The 15854-nt window shown below is 66.5% G+C and carries 15 protein-coding genes and 1 pseudogene; 9 read left to right on the forward strand and 7 right to left on the reverse strand.

Features of this window, described 5'->3' with window-relative positions; all coding sequences use genetic code 11:
• Positions 1-27: 27 nt before the first annotated feature.
• Both CFB41_RS27655 and CFB41_RS27660 read right to left on the reverse strand, forming a co-directional pair.
• A complete protein-coding gene (locus tag CFB41_RS27655; RefSeq protein ID WP_089458652.1) occupies positions 28-687 on the reverse strand; it encodes a YdcF family protein in 660 nt (219 codons plus the stop codon).
• Between the two features lie 233 nt (positions 688-920).
• Complete coding sequence (locus tag CFB41_RS27660; protein ID WP_089441899.1) at positions 921-1961, reverse strand: rod shape-determining protein; 1041 nt, start codon at positions 1959-1961, stop codon at positions 921-923.
• Between the two features lie 269 nt (positions 1962-2230).
• Here CFB41_RS27660 and CFB41_RS27665 point away from each other — a divergent pair, with 269 nt between their 5' ends.
• The gene (locus CFB41_RS27665; RefSeq protein WP_089458653.1) at positions 2231-4654 is read left to right on the forward strand and encodes a patatin-like phospholipase family protein; all 2424 of its coding nucleotides are present in this window, start codon (positions 2231-2233) and stop codon (positions 4652-4654) included.
• Between the two features lie 57 nt (positions 4655-4711).
• Here the strand turns inward: CFB41_RS27665 and CFB41_RS27670 are convergent, their stop codons facing one another.
• The 3 genes from CFB41_RS27670 to CFB41_RS27680 all read right to left on the reverse strand — a co-directional run bounded on the left by CFB41_RS27670 (position 4712) and on the right by CFB41_RS27680 (position 7557).
• Positions 4712-5335 carry an FMN-dependent NADH-azoreductase gene (locus CFB41_RS27670; RefSeq protein WP_089458654.1) on the reverse strand — a complete coding sequence of 208 codons (624 nt, stop codon included), beginning with the start codon at positions 5333-5335 and terminating at the stop codon, positions 4712-4714.
• Between the two features lie 316 nt (positions 5336-5651).
• Positions 5652-6782 (reverse strand): ATP-binding protein, encoded by a 1131-nt coding sequence (locus CFB41_RS27675; protein ID WP_089458655.1) that lies wholly within the window; start codon positions 6780-6782, stop codon positions 5652-5654.
• A 64-nt stretch (positions 6783-6846) separates the two neighbouring features.
• The gene (locus tag CFB41_RS27680; RefSeq protein WP_039366515.1) at positions 6847-7557 is read right to left on the reverse strand and encodes a response regulator; all 711 of its coding nucleotides are present in this window, start codon (positions 7555-7557) and stop codon (positions 6847-6849) included.
• 222 nt (positions 7558-7779) lie between these two features.
• On the opposite strand from CFB41_RS27680, the gene CFB41_RS27685 reads away from it, so the two are divergent.
• Positions 7780-8694, forward strand: coding sequence for a glutaminase (locus tag CFB41_RS27685; RefSeq protein WP_089458656.1), 915 nt, complete (start codon positions 7780-7782; stop codon positions 8692-8694).
• A gap of 141 nt (positions 8695-8835) precedes the next feature.
• On the forward strand, positions 8836-9210 hold the full coding sequence (locus CFB41_RS27690) for a cytochrome c (protein WP_089458657.1): 375 nt from the start codon (positions 8836-8838) through the stop codon (positions 9208-9210).
• 172 nt (positions 9211-9382) lie between these two features.
• Here CFB41_RS27690 and CFB41_RS27695 read toward each other — a convergent pair whose 3' ends face one another.
• The gene (locus CFB41_RS27695) at positions 9383-10324 is read right to left on the reverse strand and encodes a LysR family transcriptional regulator (RefSeq protein ID WP_089458658.1); all 942 of its coding nucleotides are present in this window, start codon (positions 10322-10324) and stop codon (positions 9383-9385) included.
• A gap of 106 nt (positions 10325-10430) precedes the next feature.
• Here CFB41_RS27695 and CFB41_RS27700 point away from each other — a divergent pair, with 106 nt between their 5' ends.
• The 6 genes and pseudogenes from CFB41_RS27700 to CFB41_RS27720 all read left to right on the forward strand — a co-directional run bounded on the left by CFB41_RS27700 (position 10431) and on the right by CFB41_RS27720 (position 14692).
• Positions 10431-11165 (forward strand): SDR family NAD(P)-dependent oxidoreductase, encoded by a 735-nt coding sequence (locus CFB41_RS27700; protein WP_089459012.1) that lies wholly within the window; start codon positions 10431-10433, stop codon positions 11163-11165.
• A 13-nt stretch (positions 11166-11178) separates the two neighbouring features.
• Positions 11179-11946: an SDR family NAD(P)-dependent oxidoreductase gene (locus CFB41_RS27705; protein ID WP_089458659.1), complete on the forward strand. Its 768-nt coding sequence runs from the start codon at positions 11179-11181 to the stop codon at positions 11944-11946.
• 27 nt (positions 11947-11973) lie between these two features.
• On the forward strand, positions 11974-12570 hold the full coding sequence (locus tag CFB41_RS27710; RefSeq protein ID WP_089458660.1) for an NADPH-dependent F420 reductase: 597 nt from the start codon (positions 11974-11976) through the stop codon (positions 12568-12570).
• Positions 12571-12849: 279 nt separating this feature from the next.
• Positions 12850-13485, forward strand: a complete 636-nt coding sequence (locus tag CFB41_RS27715; RefSeq protein ID WP_089458661.1) for an isochorismatase family cysteine hydrolase — start codon at positions 12850-12852, stop codon at positions 13483-13485.
• Positions 13486-13518: 33 nt separating this feature from the next.
• Positions 13519-13647, forward strand: a pseudogene (locus CFB41_RS38995) (hypothetical protein); the annotation flags it as partial.
• A 91-nt stretch (positions 13648-13738) separates the two neighbouring features.
• Positions 13739-14692: a fatty acid desaturase family protein gene (locus tag CFB41_RS27720; protein ID WP_089458662.1), complete on the forward strand. Its 954-nt coding sequence runs from the start codon at positions 13739-13741 to the stop codon at positions 14690-14692.
• A 21-nt stretch (positions 14693-14713) separates the two neighbouring features.
• On the opposite strand, the gene CFB41_RS27725 is transcribed toward CFB41_RS27720, so the two are convergent.
• Positions 14714-15841, reverse strand: a complete 1128-nt coding sequence (locus tag CFB41_RS27725) for an aromatic ring-hydroxylating dioxygenase subunit alpha (RefSeq protein ID WP_256941216.1) — start codon at positions 15839-15841, stop codon at positions 14714-14716.
• Between the last annotated feature and the right edge of the window lie 13 nt (positions 15842-15854).

The following is a 15854-nucleotide window of genomic DNA, read 5'->3' on the forward strand; positions in this document are numbered from 1 at the left end:
GTCGTCGCGGAAAGCCCCCGCCCCGCGTTACGAAAACAGGCTCATCAGATAAACCATCGGCCGGAACGAAACCGGCCGCGCATCGGGGTTCACCCACAGCCGCACCGCATACACCGCGTAGGCCGGCACTTCGCGCCAGCTCGAATAGACGTCGCGCAACTGGAAACGGCGCGGATACGCGGCGGAGATGTCCGCTGGCGCGATGCCGACGCGCTCGAACGCGAGGCGCGCCCGCGCGAGGTGGTAATACTGGCTGACGATCACCACGCGCGACACGCGATGCGCGTGCAGATAGGCGAGCGTGTGCTGCGCGGTCGCGAGTGTGTTGTCGCCCTGGTCGTCGAGCGCGATCCGGTCGGCCGGCACGCCGCGCGCGACGAGATAGTCGCGCATCGCGGTCGCCTCGTTCAGCCCCGGGCCGTCGATCGCGCCGCTGACGAGGAACGCCGGGCACTGCCCCGTGCGGTAGCAGCGCACGCCCACGTCGAGCCGGGCGGCGAGCACGGGCTTCGGCGCGCCGGCCTCGTCGAGCGCGTTGCCGAAGATCACGGCGACGTCGGCCGGCGCGCTCGGCATCCGCATCCCGTACACGACGAGCGCAACGGCCGCGACGATCCAGAGGCAGGCGACGACGGCCAGCAGGCGGCCCAGGCGAGCAAACACGCCCCGTTTGGTGTGGTTTTTCAAGGTTTCGGTCTCTCAGGTCGTCGGGCGTAGCGGCTTGCCCCGCCCCGGACGGGCGCGTCACGCTAGCACGGTGCGCGTTCGGATGTCCACGCAACGGACCGATGCCGGACGGCGGACGGCCTTCCTGAAAGTCGACTGGAGATACCTACCCGGCGAAGCGGGTACGCAATACGGAGATCGAATGAACGCCCATGCACGCGCCGCTCAGCGACGCCCGGCCGGCGCGATGCGGATCAGTCGACCTGGCACATCGTGAGCCGCCCCATCGCCTCGCCCGCGCCGCGCACCGCGCAGGTGGCCGGCTCGTCGGCGATCCGGGCGACGAGCCCCGTCTCGTCGTACAGCAGGCGTTCGATATCCGCGAGCAGCGCGCCGCCGCCCGTCAGCACCACGCCGCGATTCGCGATGTCGGTCACGAGCTCGGCCGGCGCGTTCTCCAGCACCGACTTCACCGCGCCGATCACCTGCTTGAGCGGCGCGGCCAGCGCATCCGCCACGTCGTGGTTGGACAGTTCGATCGAGCGCGGCAGCCCGTCGCCGACACCCCGCCCGACCGCGCGCGTCGACCGGCGCGGCACCGCGCTGGTGGCCGAGCCGATCGTCTGCTTCACGTGTTCGGCCGTCTGTTCGCCGAGCAGCACGCCATACAGGTTTCGCACATGGTTGACGATCGCCTCGTCGAACTGGTTGCCGCCCACGCGAATCGCCTCGCGGTAGACGATGCCGCCGAGCGCGATCACCGCGACTTCGGTCGTCCCGCCGCCGATGTCGACGACCATCGAGCCGACCGGCTCGGTCACCGGCAGGCCCGCGCCGAGCCCGGCCGCGAGCGATTCCTCGATCAGTTCGACCTCCGATACACCCGCGGCGAAGGCGGCCTCGCGGAGCGCGCGGCGCTCGACGGCCGTCGCATCGGACGGCACGCACAACGTGACTTCGACGCGGCGGCCGAAGCGCGAACGCGTGCGCGACATGTCGATGAAGCTGCGGATCATCTGCTCGGCCGCGTGCGCGTCGGCGATCACGCCGTGCCGCATCGGCCGCACGGCTTCGAGGTGCCCCGGTTCGCGGCCGAGCAGCGCCTTCGCGAGCTCGCCGACGGCCTCGAGCGTCGGCCGGGCGTCGGTCGCACCGGCACCCGCCTTGCGGAAGCAGACGACCGACGGCTGGTTCAGCACCACGCCGCGTTCGTGCGTATAAATCCGCGTACTCGCCGTTCCAGGGTCGATCGCAACGGGTTGCGCAAACAACTTTCCGAACAGCGGTGTCGACATATCAAACCTTTGTAATCGAACGGACCAGGGCAGCCGCGCCATATTTCGCGGCGCGTCCATGCCGCCCCATCACGAACTTAGCGGCAATTCGTTCCGATACTTTAGGCAATTCTGATGATTTTTTCGCGACTGAATTGTCAAAAATGCCGTTCCGGACGCCTCCGGCTACGCATCAGCCTCTCGCATTGCGCCTGTAAAACACGGTAATCTCTCGGTCTTGCCTGCTCCCGGCAGGCCTCAGACGCCCGATCACGCCAGGTATTTCCTCCATGACAGCGACCGTTTCCTTCCGCTGGGCGCGGGTGCGCCCGCTTTGCACGACGCTCGTCGCCTTCTGGTGCTGCACGGTCGCCGCGCAACCGCTGCCGGCCGTCGACTCCGCCTCCGCGGCCGCGGTCACCGCCGCCCCGATCCCCGCCCCGGTCGCTGCCGCCAGCGCGCCGGCTGCGACGCCCACCTCATCCGGGCACACCTGCGAAGCCGACGGCGGCCCGGCCGGCCGCCCGTCGATCGGCCTCGTGCTGTCCGGCGGCGGCGCACGCGGCTACGCGCATCTCGGGATCCTGAAGGTACTGGAAGACAACCGCATCCCGATCGACTGCATCGCCGGCACCAGCATGGGCGCAGTGGTCGGCGGCCTGTACGCGAGCGGCATGGCCGCCGGCGAGATGCAGAAGCGGCTGTCGGAGGTCAACCTCGCGGACATCGCGTTCGACGTGACGGAGCGCGCGGACCTGCCGCAAACCAGCCGGGAGGACGAGCGCCTGTACATCAACGGGCTGACGCTCGGCTTCGGCAAGAAAGGCGTGAAAGTGCCGGTCGGCCTCGTGCAGGGCAACCGGCTGCAGGCGCTGCTCGCGAGCTGGACGGCCGCCGTGCCGACCAACCAGCCGTTCGACCGCCTGCCGATCCCGTACCGCGCGGTCGCGACCGACCTGCAGACGGGCCAGATGGTGGTGCTCGACCACGGCTCGCTGCCGCTCGCGATCCGCGCGAGCATGGCGATGCCGGGCCTGTTCGCGCCGGCCGAGATCAACGGGCGCGCGCTCGTGGACGGCGGGCTCGTCAGCAACCTGCCCGTCGACACCGCGCGGCAGATGGGCGCGAACGTCGTGATCGCGGTCGACATCGGCTCGCAACTGCGTCCGCTCGACGCGCTCGCGTCGCCGGCCGACGTGATGCAGCAGATGGTCGGCATCCTGATCCGCCAGAACGTGACCGCGCAGCGCAAGCAGCTCGACGCGCAGGACGTGCTGCTCACGCCGGACCTCGGCTCGCTCGCGTTCACCGATTTCCAGAACGCGAAGCAGGCGATCGCCGCAGGCGCTGCCGCCGCGACCGCGGCGCTGCCTAAGCTGAAGCGCTTCGCGCTCACGCCGGAACAGTACGCAGCCTACAAGTCCGCGCACGCGCAGCCGCTGCCGCCGCCGATCCGCATCACGCGCATCGACATCAAGACCTCCGGCGGCGTGCCGAAGCAGGTCGTCAGCAACGCGCTGCACGTGAAACCCGGCGACACCTACGATCCGGACACCGTCAGCCAGGATCTGCTCGGGCTCACGACGGGCGGCAACTTCGAGAGCGTCACGCAGCAGATCGTGAGCCACGGCAACGAAAACGTGCTCGAGATCGACGCGCGCGAGAAATACTGGGGGCCGAACTTCCTGCTGTTCGGGCTCGGCATGTCGAGCAGTTCGACCGACGAGGGCGGCTTCCGCCTGCACGTCGGCTACCGGCGGCCGTGGCTCACCGAATCCGGGCTCGAATTCCGCGCGGACACGACGATCGGCAGCGACCTGCAATCGGCGCGCATCGAGTTCCGCCAGCCGCTGTCGATGGCCTACGGCGTCTATCTGTCGCCGTACGCGGAATACCAGCGCCGCTACGCGAACCTGTACGACGACACCGGCGACGTGAAGATCACGCAGTACCTGATGCAGACCGCACGCGCCGGGCTCGATTTCGGGCTGCCGATCGGGCGGCTCGGCGATTTCCGGATCGGCCTCGGTTACGTGACCGGGCACGGCTCGCCGACCTACAACGTGCCGTTCGACGACGGCAACGGCCAGACGCTGCTGTGGCCCAGCTTTACGTCGCAGGCGCTGACCGCGCGCGCGCGGCTCGTGATCGACCAGCTCGACGATCCGCTGTTCCCGCGCAAGGGCTATTTCACCGAGCTGCGCGTCGAACGCTCGCTGGTGTCGCGCAACGGGGGCTCGGCGTCGGACTTCGACGACAGCATCAACACCGCGCCCTACACCGAGATCTACGGCAAGGCGATGGTCGCGCAGCAGTTCGGCCGGCACAGCGTCAGCGCGACGATCGAAGGCGGCAAGAGCATCGGCGGCACCAACCTGATCAACGCCTTCAATTTCACGCTCGGCGGCTTCCAGCATCTGTCCGCGTATGCGGCCGACCAATTGAACGGCAACGAGCTCGCGTATGCGCAGGTGACCTACATGAACCAGTTGATGACGTTCAACGCGTCGCCGGTCAAGGCGCTGTCGGTAGGCGCCAGCGCGGAAGTCGGCAACGTCTGGTCGAGCGGCCAGAAGGTCGGCGGCGGTGCGCTCAAGCAGAGCTATACGTTCTTCACGAGCCTGTCGACCGCGTTCGGGCCCGTGTACATCGGCGTCGCGCTCGCGCCCGGCGGCCGCCGCAACTTCTACCTGCAGCTCGGCCGGACGTACTGAGCGTGCGCGGCTGCCGCTTCGGCGGCAGCCGCGTCTGCCTCGCGCCGCGCGGCCCGGTCAGAACTCCGCCGCCATCGCGACCGCGCGGGCTTGCGCCCGTTCGATGCTGTCGCTGGCCCGCGCGCCCCACGTATGTTCGACGGTCAGGCTCCTGACCTCGCTCACGCCGATGAACCTCAACCAGAATTCGATGTAGTCGGCCTGATGCCGGAACCCGGGATTGTCGGCGCCCGCGCCGGGCTCCCGGCTTTGCCCGCGAACATGGATCACCAGCGCGCGCGGAATTTCCAGCAACGGCGCGTACGCGTTCCCGTCGAACGTAAACAGCATGTTCCGCTGGCTGACGAGATCGATCAGCTGCTTGAGCTTGTACGGATAGCCGAAATTCCACATCGGCACGCCGACGACGATCCGGTCCGCCGCCTGAAAACGCTTCACGAGCGACTGGATGCGCCGCCAGATCGACTGCTCCGCGTCATCCATCGGTGCGTTCGCGACGCCCTTGTACTTGGCGCCGATCGCCTCGCTGTCGAAGTCCGGCAAGTCCTCCTCCCAGACATTCAGCGTATCGACGTCGAGCGTGGCGCCCGTCTCGCGGTACGCCTCGACAAAGGCAGTGGCGACCGCGATCGAAGCCGACCTGGCGCCGCGGGGAGAAGACACGATATTCAAAAGCCGCATGATGTGTGACCCGGACAGGAATGCATGAACAAGGAGGCGGCCATCGTGGCAGCCCCGGCTTCACTGCTGCGTCGCGGGCGGCCCGCCTGCGCTTTCAGGGATCGGCCCGCCGATATAGTTGCAATTGCAATCGTAATGCAAAGCGCGTACGCGTGGCAAACGAATCGCCACGCGATGGCGGTGCGCGGAGGCGTCGAGACGGGGTAGGTACAGCGGGAACGGCCGGCGACGCGCTCGAGTCCGGCGCGTGCGGCTGTGTGCTGTCGTGCTGTCGTGCTGTTGTCGTTGTCGGGCTCGGCGCCCGCGATGTGTATCGCTAGACCGGCCAGCTGATCTCGAAGCGCGCGCCGCCGAGCTCGACGGGATCGACGACCGCGATCCGGCCGTTGTGCGCGTGGAGCACCTGTCGCGTGATCGACAGGCCGAGGCCGTAGCCGCCGGTGCGGCGGTCGAGGCGCACGAATGCGTCGAAGATTCGCTCGCGCTCGCTCTCCGGCACGCCGGGGCCGTCGTCCTCGACGAAGATCCCGATGTTGCCGTGCACGAGCGAGATCCCGACGACGATCCGCGAATTCGCGTACTTGCTCGCGTTGCGCAACAGGTTGCGCATCGCATACGACATCAGCCGCCGGTCCATCTTCACGCGCAGGTCCGATGCGATCGCGATGCGCGACTCGATCGCGCGCTCCGGATACAGCAGCTGCGCATCGCTGACCTGATGCTCGAACCACGCGACGGGGGCCGTCATCTCGAGGTTCGACTGCAGCGAGCTGTATTCGAGCCGCGCATACGTGAGACTCATGTCGATCAGTTCCTCGAGCTCGGTCACGTCCTGCGCGATGCTCTCGAGCGCGCCCTGGTATTCGGCCGCGGAACCCGGTTCGCGCAGCATTTCGAGCGCGAACCGCACGCGCGCGAGCGGCGTGCGCAGCTCGTGCGAGATGCCGTTCGTCAGGTCGCGCTGCGCGGCGATCAGCCGCTCCATGCGCATCGCGAGTGCATTCAGCGTCCGCGCGAGCGGGCCGATGATCACGCTGTGCGATTCGCGCGCACGCGTGTTGAAGCGCCCGCCAGTGAAGTCGATCGCGCGCTCGCGCACCATCACGAGATCCGACCACACGGGCCGCATCCATCGGTATGCCGCGAGCGCCGGTGCGGCGAACACGAAGACGAGCACGATCCAGATGTCGCCGGGCAGCGAGTCGAACGCATGCCACACGACCTGCGGTGACAATTCGACGCAGAGTGCGAGCGCCGGCACGAGCGCGGTCAGCAGCACGAGGCCGAGCAGATGCAGGTACGTGCGCACGTAAAGGCGCGACCAGCTCGGAATGCGGTCGGCGCGCGTGTCGGTCCATGCGCGGCGGAAATGCAGCCAGCGCCACTTGACGTAGCGCAGCGTCGGCAGCGGCGGTGCATCGGGGTGCGAACGGGTTCGTCGGATCATCTCGGCTCCCGGCCGGCGGATGGAATGCCCGCGCGGAATGTGGCGGCGTCGTGCGAACGCCGCGTCATTCCCACGCGTGCTTGCTGAATTGATAGCCCTTGCTGCGAATCGTCTTGATCCGCTGCGGGTTGCTCGCGTCGTCGCGCAGCTTGCGGCGCAGCTTCGAAATGCGCCCGTCGATCGTGCGGTCGAGGCCGTCGAATTCGACGCCGCGCAACTGCAGCATCAGGTCGTCGCGGCTGACGACTTCGCCCGCATGGCAGACGAGCGCCCACAACAGGTCGAATTCGGCCGAGGTCAGGTCGGGCGTGCTGCCGTCGGGCAGCACGACGGAGCGGTCGGTGCGGTCGATCGAGAACTTGCCGAACGCGTAACGCTCGGGCTGCGGCGCGGTGCTCTCGGTCACGCGCGCGGGCGCGCGGCGTAGCTGGGCCTTGATCCGCGCGAGCAGGATGCGCGGCTCGACCGGCTTGTGCACGTAGTCGTCCGCGCCGAACTCGAGGCCGAGCAGTTCGTCGAACGGCTCGTCGCGCGCCGTCACCATGATGATCACGCCGTCGTACTGCTTGCGTGCCTCGCGGCAGATTTCGAAACCGTCCTTGCCCGGCAGGTTCACGTCGAGAATCACGAGATCGGGACGAATGGACAGGATCGCCGGCACCGCGGCGTCACCATGCAGCACAGTGTCGACTTCATAGTCGTTCTTGCGCAGGTAGCCGGCGATCAGCGTGGACAGGCGGGTGTCGTCTTCGACGAGCAGGATGCGAAAAGACATGGGCAGCGGTCGGGTCATCGGGGAAGCCGCGGCGGCGGCGCCGGCCCGTGCCGGACGCCGGCCATTGGCCGAAACGTACCGCATGATACTGCGCCGGCCGATCGCCTGTTCAGAGGTCTTGAAAATAAGGGCGCGATATCGTCCGAGCTTGACGAATCGGCGCCGGGACGGTTCCATACGGGCTCGCCTGAATCCGGGCCGCTCACCTACCCGCCTGACTCGATGAATTACCAGACGATCCTCGAACGCATCCACACCGAACTCGCCCCCTGGATTGGCCAGGGCCGCGTTGCCGACTACATTCCCGAACTCGCGAAAGTGCCTGCCGACAAGTTCGGGATGGCCGTCGTGACGCTGGACGGAAACGTTTGCACGGTCGGCGATGCGTACGAACGCTTCTCGATCCAGAGCATCTCGAAGCTGTTCGCGTGCACGCTCGCGTTCCAGCTGCTGGGCGACGAACTGTGGGAACGGGTCGGCCGCGAGCCGTCCGGCAACGCGTTCAATTCGCTGGTCCAGCTCGAAAGCGAGCGCGGCAAGCCGCGCAATCCGTTCATCAACGCCGGTGCGCTGGTCGTCACCGACGTGCTGTGCCGCCGCTTCGTGAAGGCCGAGACGGCGCTCGTCGAATTCGTGCGGCGGCTGATCGGCGCGAACGACGTCGACTACGATTCGCGCGTCGCGCAATCGGAGCTGCAGCACGCGGAGCGCAACCGCGCGATGGCACACTTCATGGCGAGCTTCGGCAACATGCAGATGCCGCCCGACACCGTGATCGATGCGTATTGCCGCCAGTGCGCGATCACGATGAACTGCGTCGAGCTCGCGCGCGCGGCGCTGTTCCTGGCTAACGGCGGCGTCGCACCGGTCACCGGCGAGCGGATCGTCGATTCGAGTTCCGCGAAGCGGCTGTCGGCGCTGATGCTGACCTGCGGCACCTACGATGCTGCGGGGGATTTCGTGTATCGCGTCGGGCTGCCTGCGAAGAGTGGCGTCGGCGGCGGGATCGTCGCGGTGCTGCCGGGCGAAATGGCCGTGTGCGTGTGGGCGCCGGGGCTCGATGCGAACGGGAACTCGCTGGCGGGCACGCTGGCGCTGGAGTGGTTGACGACTTATTCGGGAAGGTCGATTTTTTGAGGGGGCGGGGCTGGGCGCGCCGATATTCACCTGGCGCCACGCCGCCAGGTGAATATCGGCGCGCTCGATGGAGAACTCGCCATTCGGCCGCAATCGCCCCCACAGAGACAGGCAGCGGTTCACACAACAAAACCACGAAAAATGAAAATATTCCTCGTCGCTTCGCTCGGAATAGCATTGCTTGCTCAAACATCACCCGCCTTCGCGGATAGTGATAACGGGAAAAAGATCTTCCTGGCGAGATGTGCGATGTGCCACGGAGCCGATGCCAAAGCTACGGGGCCGCTGGCCAAGAAAAGCAACCCGCCCACGCCCGACCTCACGACGCCCGCCTTCAAAAAGCGGCTCAACGATTATCCGGGCGTCATTGTCTCGTCGATCATCCTTCGCCCCAATGGGGACCTGATTCCGAAAACGCTGCGAGAGAATGGCGTAAAACTCCCGCCCCACTCCTGGACAGTCCAGGATTTCCGCGATTTGAATCAATACATGAGCGGATTGATTTTGAAGAATTGAATGTTTCGACGCGGGTTTATATCGCCGGCGTACCAGCACGCTGGCGCAGGAGTGGTTGACGACTGATTCGGGAAGGTCGATTTTCTGAGGCGGCGCAGTCGAGCGTGCCTCTTCAAAGGCCGATTCGGCCGGCGCTCACGCACGGTTCGCACGACACCTCCCGGCAAACCCGTCAGCGACCGCGCTTCATGCGGGCCTCGGCCTTCCCGTCCCTAGAGACGGGATGACGATTGCCCAGGAGTTCGACCAGCCGTGTCTCGCATTCGGACACTGCGTACCCGCGCCGCTGGGAGATCATGAACGTGAGCGAGCGCATGTGCCACGCGCGCCGCCGGAGTTCGACCAGCGCCCCCTTCGCGAGGTCTTCCTCGACCAGATGGCGCGGCATGTGCCCCCAGCACAAGCCGCCCCTGAGCAGATCGTGCTTCGCGCCGAGATCGTTCACCCACCACTGGCGTTCGCTGGCGACCCCTTGCTGGCTCTTTCCCGCATCGGCCTGATTGTCCGTCACGACGAGCTGGATGTGCCGGCCAAACTCCTCCCGCGGGATCGGCCCCGCGAGTGCGGCCAGCGGATGCGATGGCGCACACACGGTCACCATTTGCGCTTCGCACAAGTGCTGCCGTTCGATGGTGCCTTGGCTCAACTCGGGCACGTCCATGATCGTGACCGCCAATGCGCACGTGCCGTCGAGAACCAGACGCTCGCCGCCCTGCATGGTCGTCATGCGCAGATTGATTGCAACGGTTGGAAAGTCCGCCTGCAGGATGCGCAGGCATTCAATCAGGTGCGCACGCGGAAAATAGGTATCCACGGCAATCGAGACCTGTGGCACCCCGGCTTCGGCAATGGCAACCGCGCGCATCTTCATTTCCTCGGTGCGTGCGATCACCCCCCGCGCATCCGGCAGAAGACTGCGGCCTGCCGCCGTGAGCGTCGCTTTGCGCGTGTTGCGCTCGAACAGCACCACGTCGAAGGCACTCTCGAGCGCGCCGATCGCGTGACTGATTGCCGACTGTGCACGCCTCAGCTGCCGTGCAGCCCCGGAGAAGCTTCCCTGATCGCATACCGCGACAAAAGCCCGAAGTTGATTGATGGTGACGTTGTCCAGCATATCTATCTAGAAAGTAGATGGCATCTATAGATATTCAGTCAATTGGATTCATGAATCAAGCGGTCCAGAATCGTGTTCGTCACTTTCGTTTTCGAGGATGCAGGGCATGAACAGACTGAATGGAAAGACCGCGGTGATCACCGGCGGCGCTACCGGAATCGGCCGCGCCGCCGCAAGACGCTTCATCGACGAAGGCGCCTTCGTCTATATCTTCGGCCGCCGGCAGGAAGTGCTCGACGACGCCGTGGCCGACCTCGGGCCCCATGCCCGCGCGGTGAAGGGCTCGGTTTCCGATCTGGCCGACCTCGAGCGGCTCTACGCTGCGGTGAAGGCCGAGCGCGAAACCCTCGACATCGTGTTCGCCAATGCCGGTGCAGGAAGCCCGCTTCCGCTCGGCAAGATCACCGCCGAACACATCGATGAAATCTTCGACACCAATGTGAAGGGTTCGATTTTCACGGTCCAGGCGGCGCTGCCGCTGATGGGCCGGGGCGGTTCGATCATCCTGACCGGATCGAGCGCCGGCACCACAGGCGCCGCGGGATTCACCGCATACAGCGCGAGCAAGGCAGCGGTGCGCAACCTCGCCCGGACCTGGGCGGAGGACCTGAAGGGCACCGGCATCCGGGTCAACGTGCTGTCGCCCGGGGCGACGGCGACCGAACTGGCCAAGGCGGCGCTGGGCGAAGAAGGCCAGAAGGCCTATGGGGCGATGACGCCGCTCCAGCGTATGGCCGATCCGGCGGAGATCGGGGCGGTGGCCGCCTTTCTTGCGTCGTCGGACAGCAGCTTCATGACCGCCAGCGAGGTCGCCGTTGACGGTGGCCTGGCACAACTCTGAGGAGAAAGATCAAATGACGCAATCGTTGAAGGGCAAAACGGCGCTCGTGACCGGCGCATCACGGGGCATCGGCCGCGCCATCGCCGAACGTCTTGCCAAGGACGGTGCGACCGTCGCACTCACGTACAACGCCAGTCAATCCGGCGCGGACGCGGCGATCGCAGCCATCGAGAAAGCGGGAGGCACTGCATTCGCGATCCACGCGGATCTCGTCGATCCGGCGGCCGTCCCGGCTTTGTTCGAGAGACTCGACGACGAACTCACCCGGCGGAACGGAACCAAGGCCCTCGACATTCTGGTCAACAACGCCGGCAATTCCGGCTGGGTCGGCTTCAAGGACGCGACGCCCGAGCGTTGGGACATCCTGATGGCGGTCTACGCCCGCGCGCCCTTCTTCATCATTCAGGCCGCTCTGGACCGTCTCGCCGATGGTGCGCGCATCATCAACATTTCTTCCGCCGCCGCCACGAAGCCCGTGACGGCGGCGCCCGTCTACTCGATGGCGAAAGCGGCCATCAATACCCTGACCCATACGCTCGCCATCGAGCTGGGGCCGCGTGGCATCACCGCAAACTCTGTCGCGCCGGGCTTCACGCGAACGGATGCAAACGCCGCCGTTCGGGAGAATCCCGAACTCGTCAAGGCGGCCGAGGCCCAGATCGCGTTGGGCCGCTTCGGCGAGCCTTCGGAAATCGCCGCCGTCGTGGCGTTCCTGGCCTCCGATGACGGCTATTGGGTGACCGGCCAAACGATCGAAGCGAGCGGTGGTTACAAGCTCTGACAGCGCACGGAAACGAAGGAGAAACCTATGCGTTACGCAATCATCGGCTTCGGCAAGATCGGCCACGCACTAGCCAGGGCGTTCGCCCGCAACGGCATCGAAGTGGCCGTTGCAACCACGCGCGCCCCGGAAAGCTTTGCGGCCGATGCGGCCGCGATCGGCCCCACGATCATTCCCCAAACCCTGGCGGAAGCCGTCAAGGCGGACACCCTCTTTCTGGCTGTCCGTTTCGAGTCGCACCCGGAGGTCGCGAAAGCACTGCCCGACTGGAAGGGGAAGACGGTTATCGACGTGATGAACACGCAGGCCCCGCTCGAGGAACTGGGCGGTCTGCCCTCCTCTGTTTTCGTCGCGAACGCGTTCAACGGCGCCAGGCTGGTGAAAGGCTTCAATCATCTGGTTGCCGCCGTCCTCGGCCAGGACCCGGCCATCCATGGTGGCAGGAGAGTCGTGTTCCTGGCGAGCGACGACGACGCCGCAGCAGCGGAGATCGGCGCGCTTGCCGAAAAACTCGGTTTCGCGCCAATCAAACTGGGCGGGCTTTCGGAAGGTGGGCTCCTTGTACATGCGCGCGGAAATCACTGGGGACAACTTATCTTCAAGGACTTGATCACATTCGACTGACGACCGACCGCTTTCCTGATATTTCCCTGAGTCGAATGGCCGAATGCCGAGCACGACCGGCACCGAGCATCGGAGCGGCCATCGACTTGCAGATGCCGCCGGCGGCGACCTCCGGATGGGTTGAGACGCCACGGAAAGCCCGCAGATTCATTGGGATGGGGCGGCGGCCCCACAGCGCGGCAACACGCGCCTACGAAAATCGCATCGGCAACCGCGCCGATTTTCCGGTACAAATCGGGGACGCTGACATTCCCCGCGGGCTATCGGAGACTCTCGCTCATGACTCGGCAACACGCACCGGATATCGCAACGACCACCCGCACGAACCCCGGCGACAGCCCGTCCGCGCCGATTCCCGCCCTCGTGCCGTCGAGCACCGCGCTGCTCGTCATGCATTACCAGACCGACATCCTCGGCCTCTTTCCGTCCGTCGCGCCCGAATTGCTCGCCAATACGCGCCGACTCTGCGATGCGGCGCGGGCCGGCGGCATCGGCGTCTGGTTCGCGAACCTCCGGTTCAGCCCCGGTTATCCGGAAGTCAGCCCGCGCAACAAGAACGGCCAGGGCATCAAGCAGCTCGGCCTGTTCATCAACGACGGCCCGTGCCCGGAACTCGGCCGGCAAGACGACGAGCCGCTGATCGTCGCGCACCGCGCCAGCGTGTTCTTCGGCACCGATCTGCAGGCGCGGCTGGTCGAGCAACGTGTCGATTCGCTGATCATGGTCGGCATCGCGTCGACGGGCGTGATGCTGTCGTCGATCGCTCACGCGAGCGATGCGGATTTTCGCCTGTACACGGTCAAGGACTGCTGCTACGACCCGGACCAGGTGGTCCATGAGCACCTGTTCTCCACCGCCTTCGAATCGCGCACGACGGTGCTGTCGCTCGCGGACGCGTTGCGGCTGCTCGGGTAAACAAGCGGTCACGCGGGCGATGCGAAAGACCGGCAGGGACTGCGCGCGGTGCTCGCACGGCCCGACGGTGTCGTCGCGAGGGCCAGTGACGATGCATCGAACGCCGACGAAGCCGCGCACGCGGCGATGCGATGGTTCGGCAAGCCATGCGCCGCACGTTGACGATGACCGCTCGTCGTCTGAAGAATCAGGTGTATATTCCCGACCGATACACCTGCATGCGCGCCATCGACGGCGCACCCGACCTCATCGAATGCCCACGCCCTCCGCCCTGCCGACACCTGCCGAACTGAACCGCACGCTGCCGTTCGCAGCCGGCGCGCGGCCGTGGCGACTCGTCCGCTATGCGTGCATCGACTGGCTCGGCATCCTGCTGTGCTGGGCCGCGATCCGGTTCGTGCCAAATCCATTCGTCTATGTCGTGGCCGTGCTGTTGATCGCGGGCCGGCTGCAGGCATTCGGCGTGATCCTGCACGATGCCTGCCACCTCCCGATGCGGCGCATGACGCTGCCGCTCGCGCTCGTCGAAGCGCTCGCCGGCTGGACGATCGGTTCGTCGATCGCCGCGATGCGCTATCACCACCTGCGCCACCACCGTGCGGTCGGCACCGCCGAGGATCCGTACCTGCACCGCCTGGCCGCGCGCGGCGGCTGGGTGCAGCGCGTGATGATGCTGCGCGGCGCGCTGCTGCCGGTCTGGTGGCCGCTGCGCGCGCTGATGGCGCCGCTCGCGCTCGCGTGGCCGGCGTTCCGGCCGTGGTATGCACGCGGCTTCATGCAGGACCGCTCGCGCCAGGATTTGCGCCGTCACCCTGAAGTCATCGCCTGCGCGCGCGCCGACCTGCCGCATTGCGCGGTCTATCTGCTCGCGATCGCGGCCGTCGTGCACTGGGATCTGCCGTTCTTCACGTACTACGGACTGCCATGGATCGTCGGCGGCATCATGAATGCGAACCGCGTGCTGCTCGAACATCAGCACGTCGAGATCGACGAACGCGCACCGGAATCGATCTGGCACATGACACGCACGATGACATTCGGCTGGATCGGCAAGCTCGTACTGTATCCGCGCAACATCGGCTATCACCAGGTGCATCACGCGTATCCGGCGCTCGCGCTCGAGCATCTGCCGGCCGTGCATCGCTACCTGACGGACGGCACCGCGTTCGCGCCGTCCGCCTCCGGCCAGGCCGGCTCCACGCGCTAGACGTCCTGCGCCGCGCGGCGCCTACAGCTCGAACCGCATCACCTTTTCACCGCACTGCCCGGCCGGCAGCGGCTCGTCGCGCTTCACGGCATCGAGCAGCCGGTCGATCGCGACGTGCACGATGTCGGCCCGCACGTTGTGCGGGCGGAAGCCCGGCGCGTTGTCGAGGCCCTGCCGGTGCGCACGCATGATCCGCACGTCCTGCTGGATCACGAGATGCGTGTACAGGTTCAGCAGCGGCCGCAGCGCGCGCAGCATCCAGCGCGGCAGCCGGAACCGATACGCAATGTATGTATAGACGCGCGAGCGGCGTGCATCGATCGGCGTGATCTGGCTGACGATCAGGAAACCGGAACGTTCGCCCCACAGGTAGTCGCAGCGCGTCACGTTCGGCGCAATGAAGCGGTCGACGTGCGCGAGCGGCACGCGATCGGGGTTCGTGAGCCAGTCGAGACAGAAGCCGATCTTGTCATCGCCGTCGTGATAGGTGACGGCCACGCTGTCCTGTGTCGTCGCGACCGTCGCTTCCATCGCCTGGCCGCGGCTGCTGCGAAAGATCCCATCGTGCACGAAAACCGTATGCGGCACGTCCATGAAGTTCTGCGCGAGCATCGCGATGTCGCCGTCGAACGTGTTCACCATGAAGTACGACTGCCACGGCTCGACATCGCGGAACGGCATCCGGAAGATCGCGCGCGCCGACGGATCGCCCGTGCCGAGGTACACCCACACGAGCCCGTCGAGCAGTTGCACGGGCAACGTGCGCTGCCGGAACGGATAGCGGCCGGGCATGCCCGTCGGTTGCGTGCCGTCGATGCTCGGCACATGGACGACCTGCCCTTCGCCGTCGTAGCGCCAGCCGTGGTACGGGCACACGAGCGTGTCGCGGTCGACCTTGCCGGCCGACAGGCGCGTGCCGCGATGCACGCACTGGTCGATCAGCGCGGCGATCCGGCCATCGCGCTGCCGGAACAGCACGATGCCCGTATCGAGGATCCGCACGCCGAGCGGCTTGTCGCGCGGGAGTTCGCGTTCGGTGCACGCGACGAACCATTGCTCGTGCAGGCCATCGGCTGGCGGCGCATGCTCGTGTGCCCCCGCCGCATCGCGCGACGGGCAGTCGTGCCCGCATCCGCGTGGTTCGATCATGTCGTTCATCGCG

It is taken from the genome of Burkholderia sp. AU33803 (genome assembly GCF_002223095.1).
In the GTDB taxonomy this organism is placed as follows: domain Bacteria; phylum Pseudomonadota; class Gammaproteobacteria; order Burkholderiales; family Burkholderiaceae; genus Burkholderia.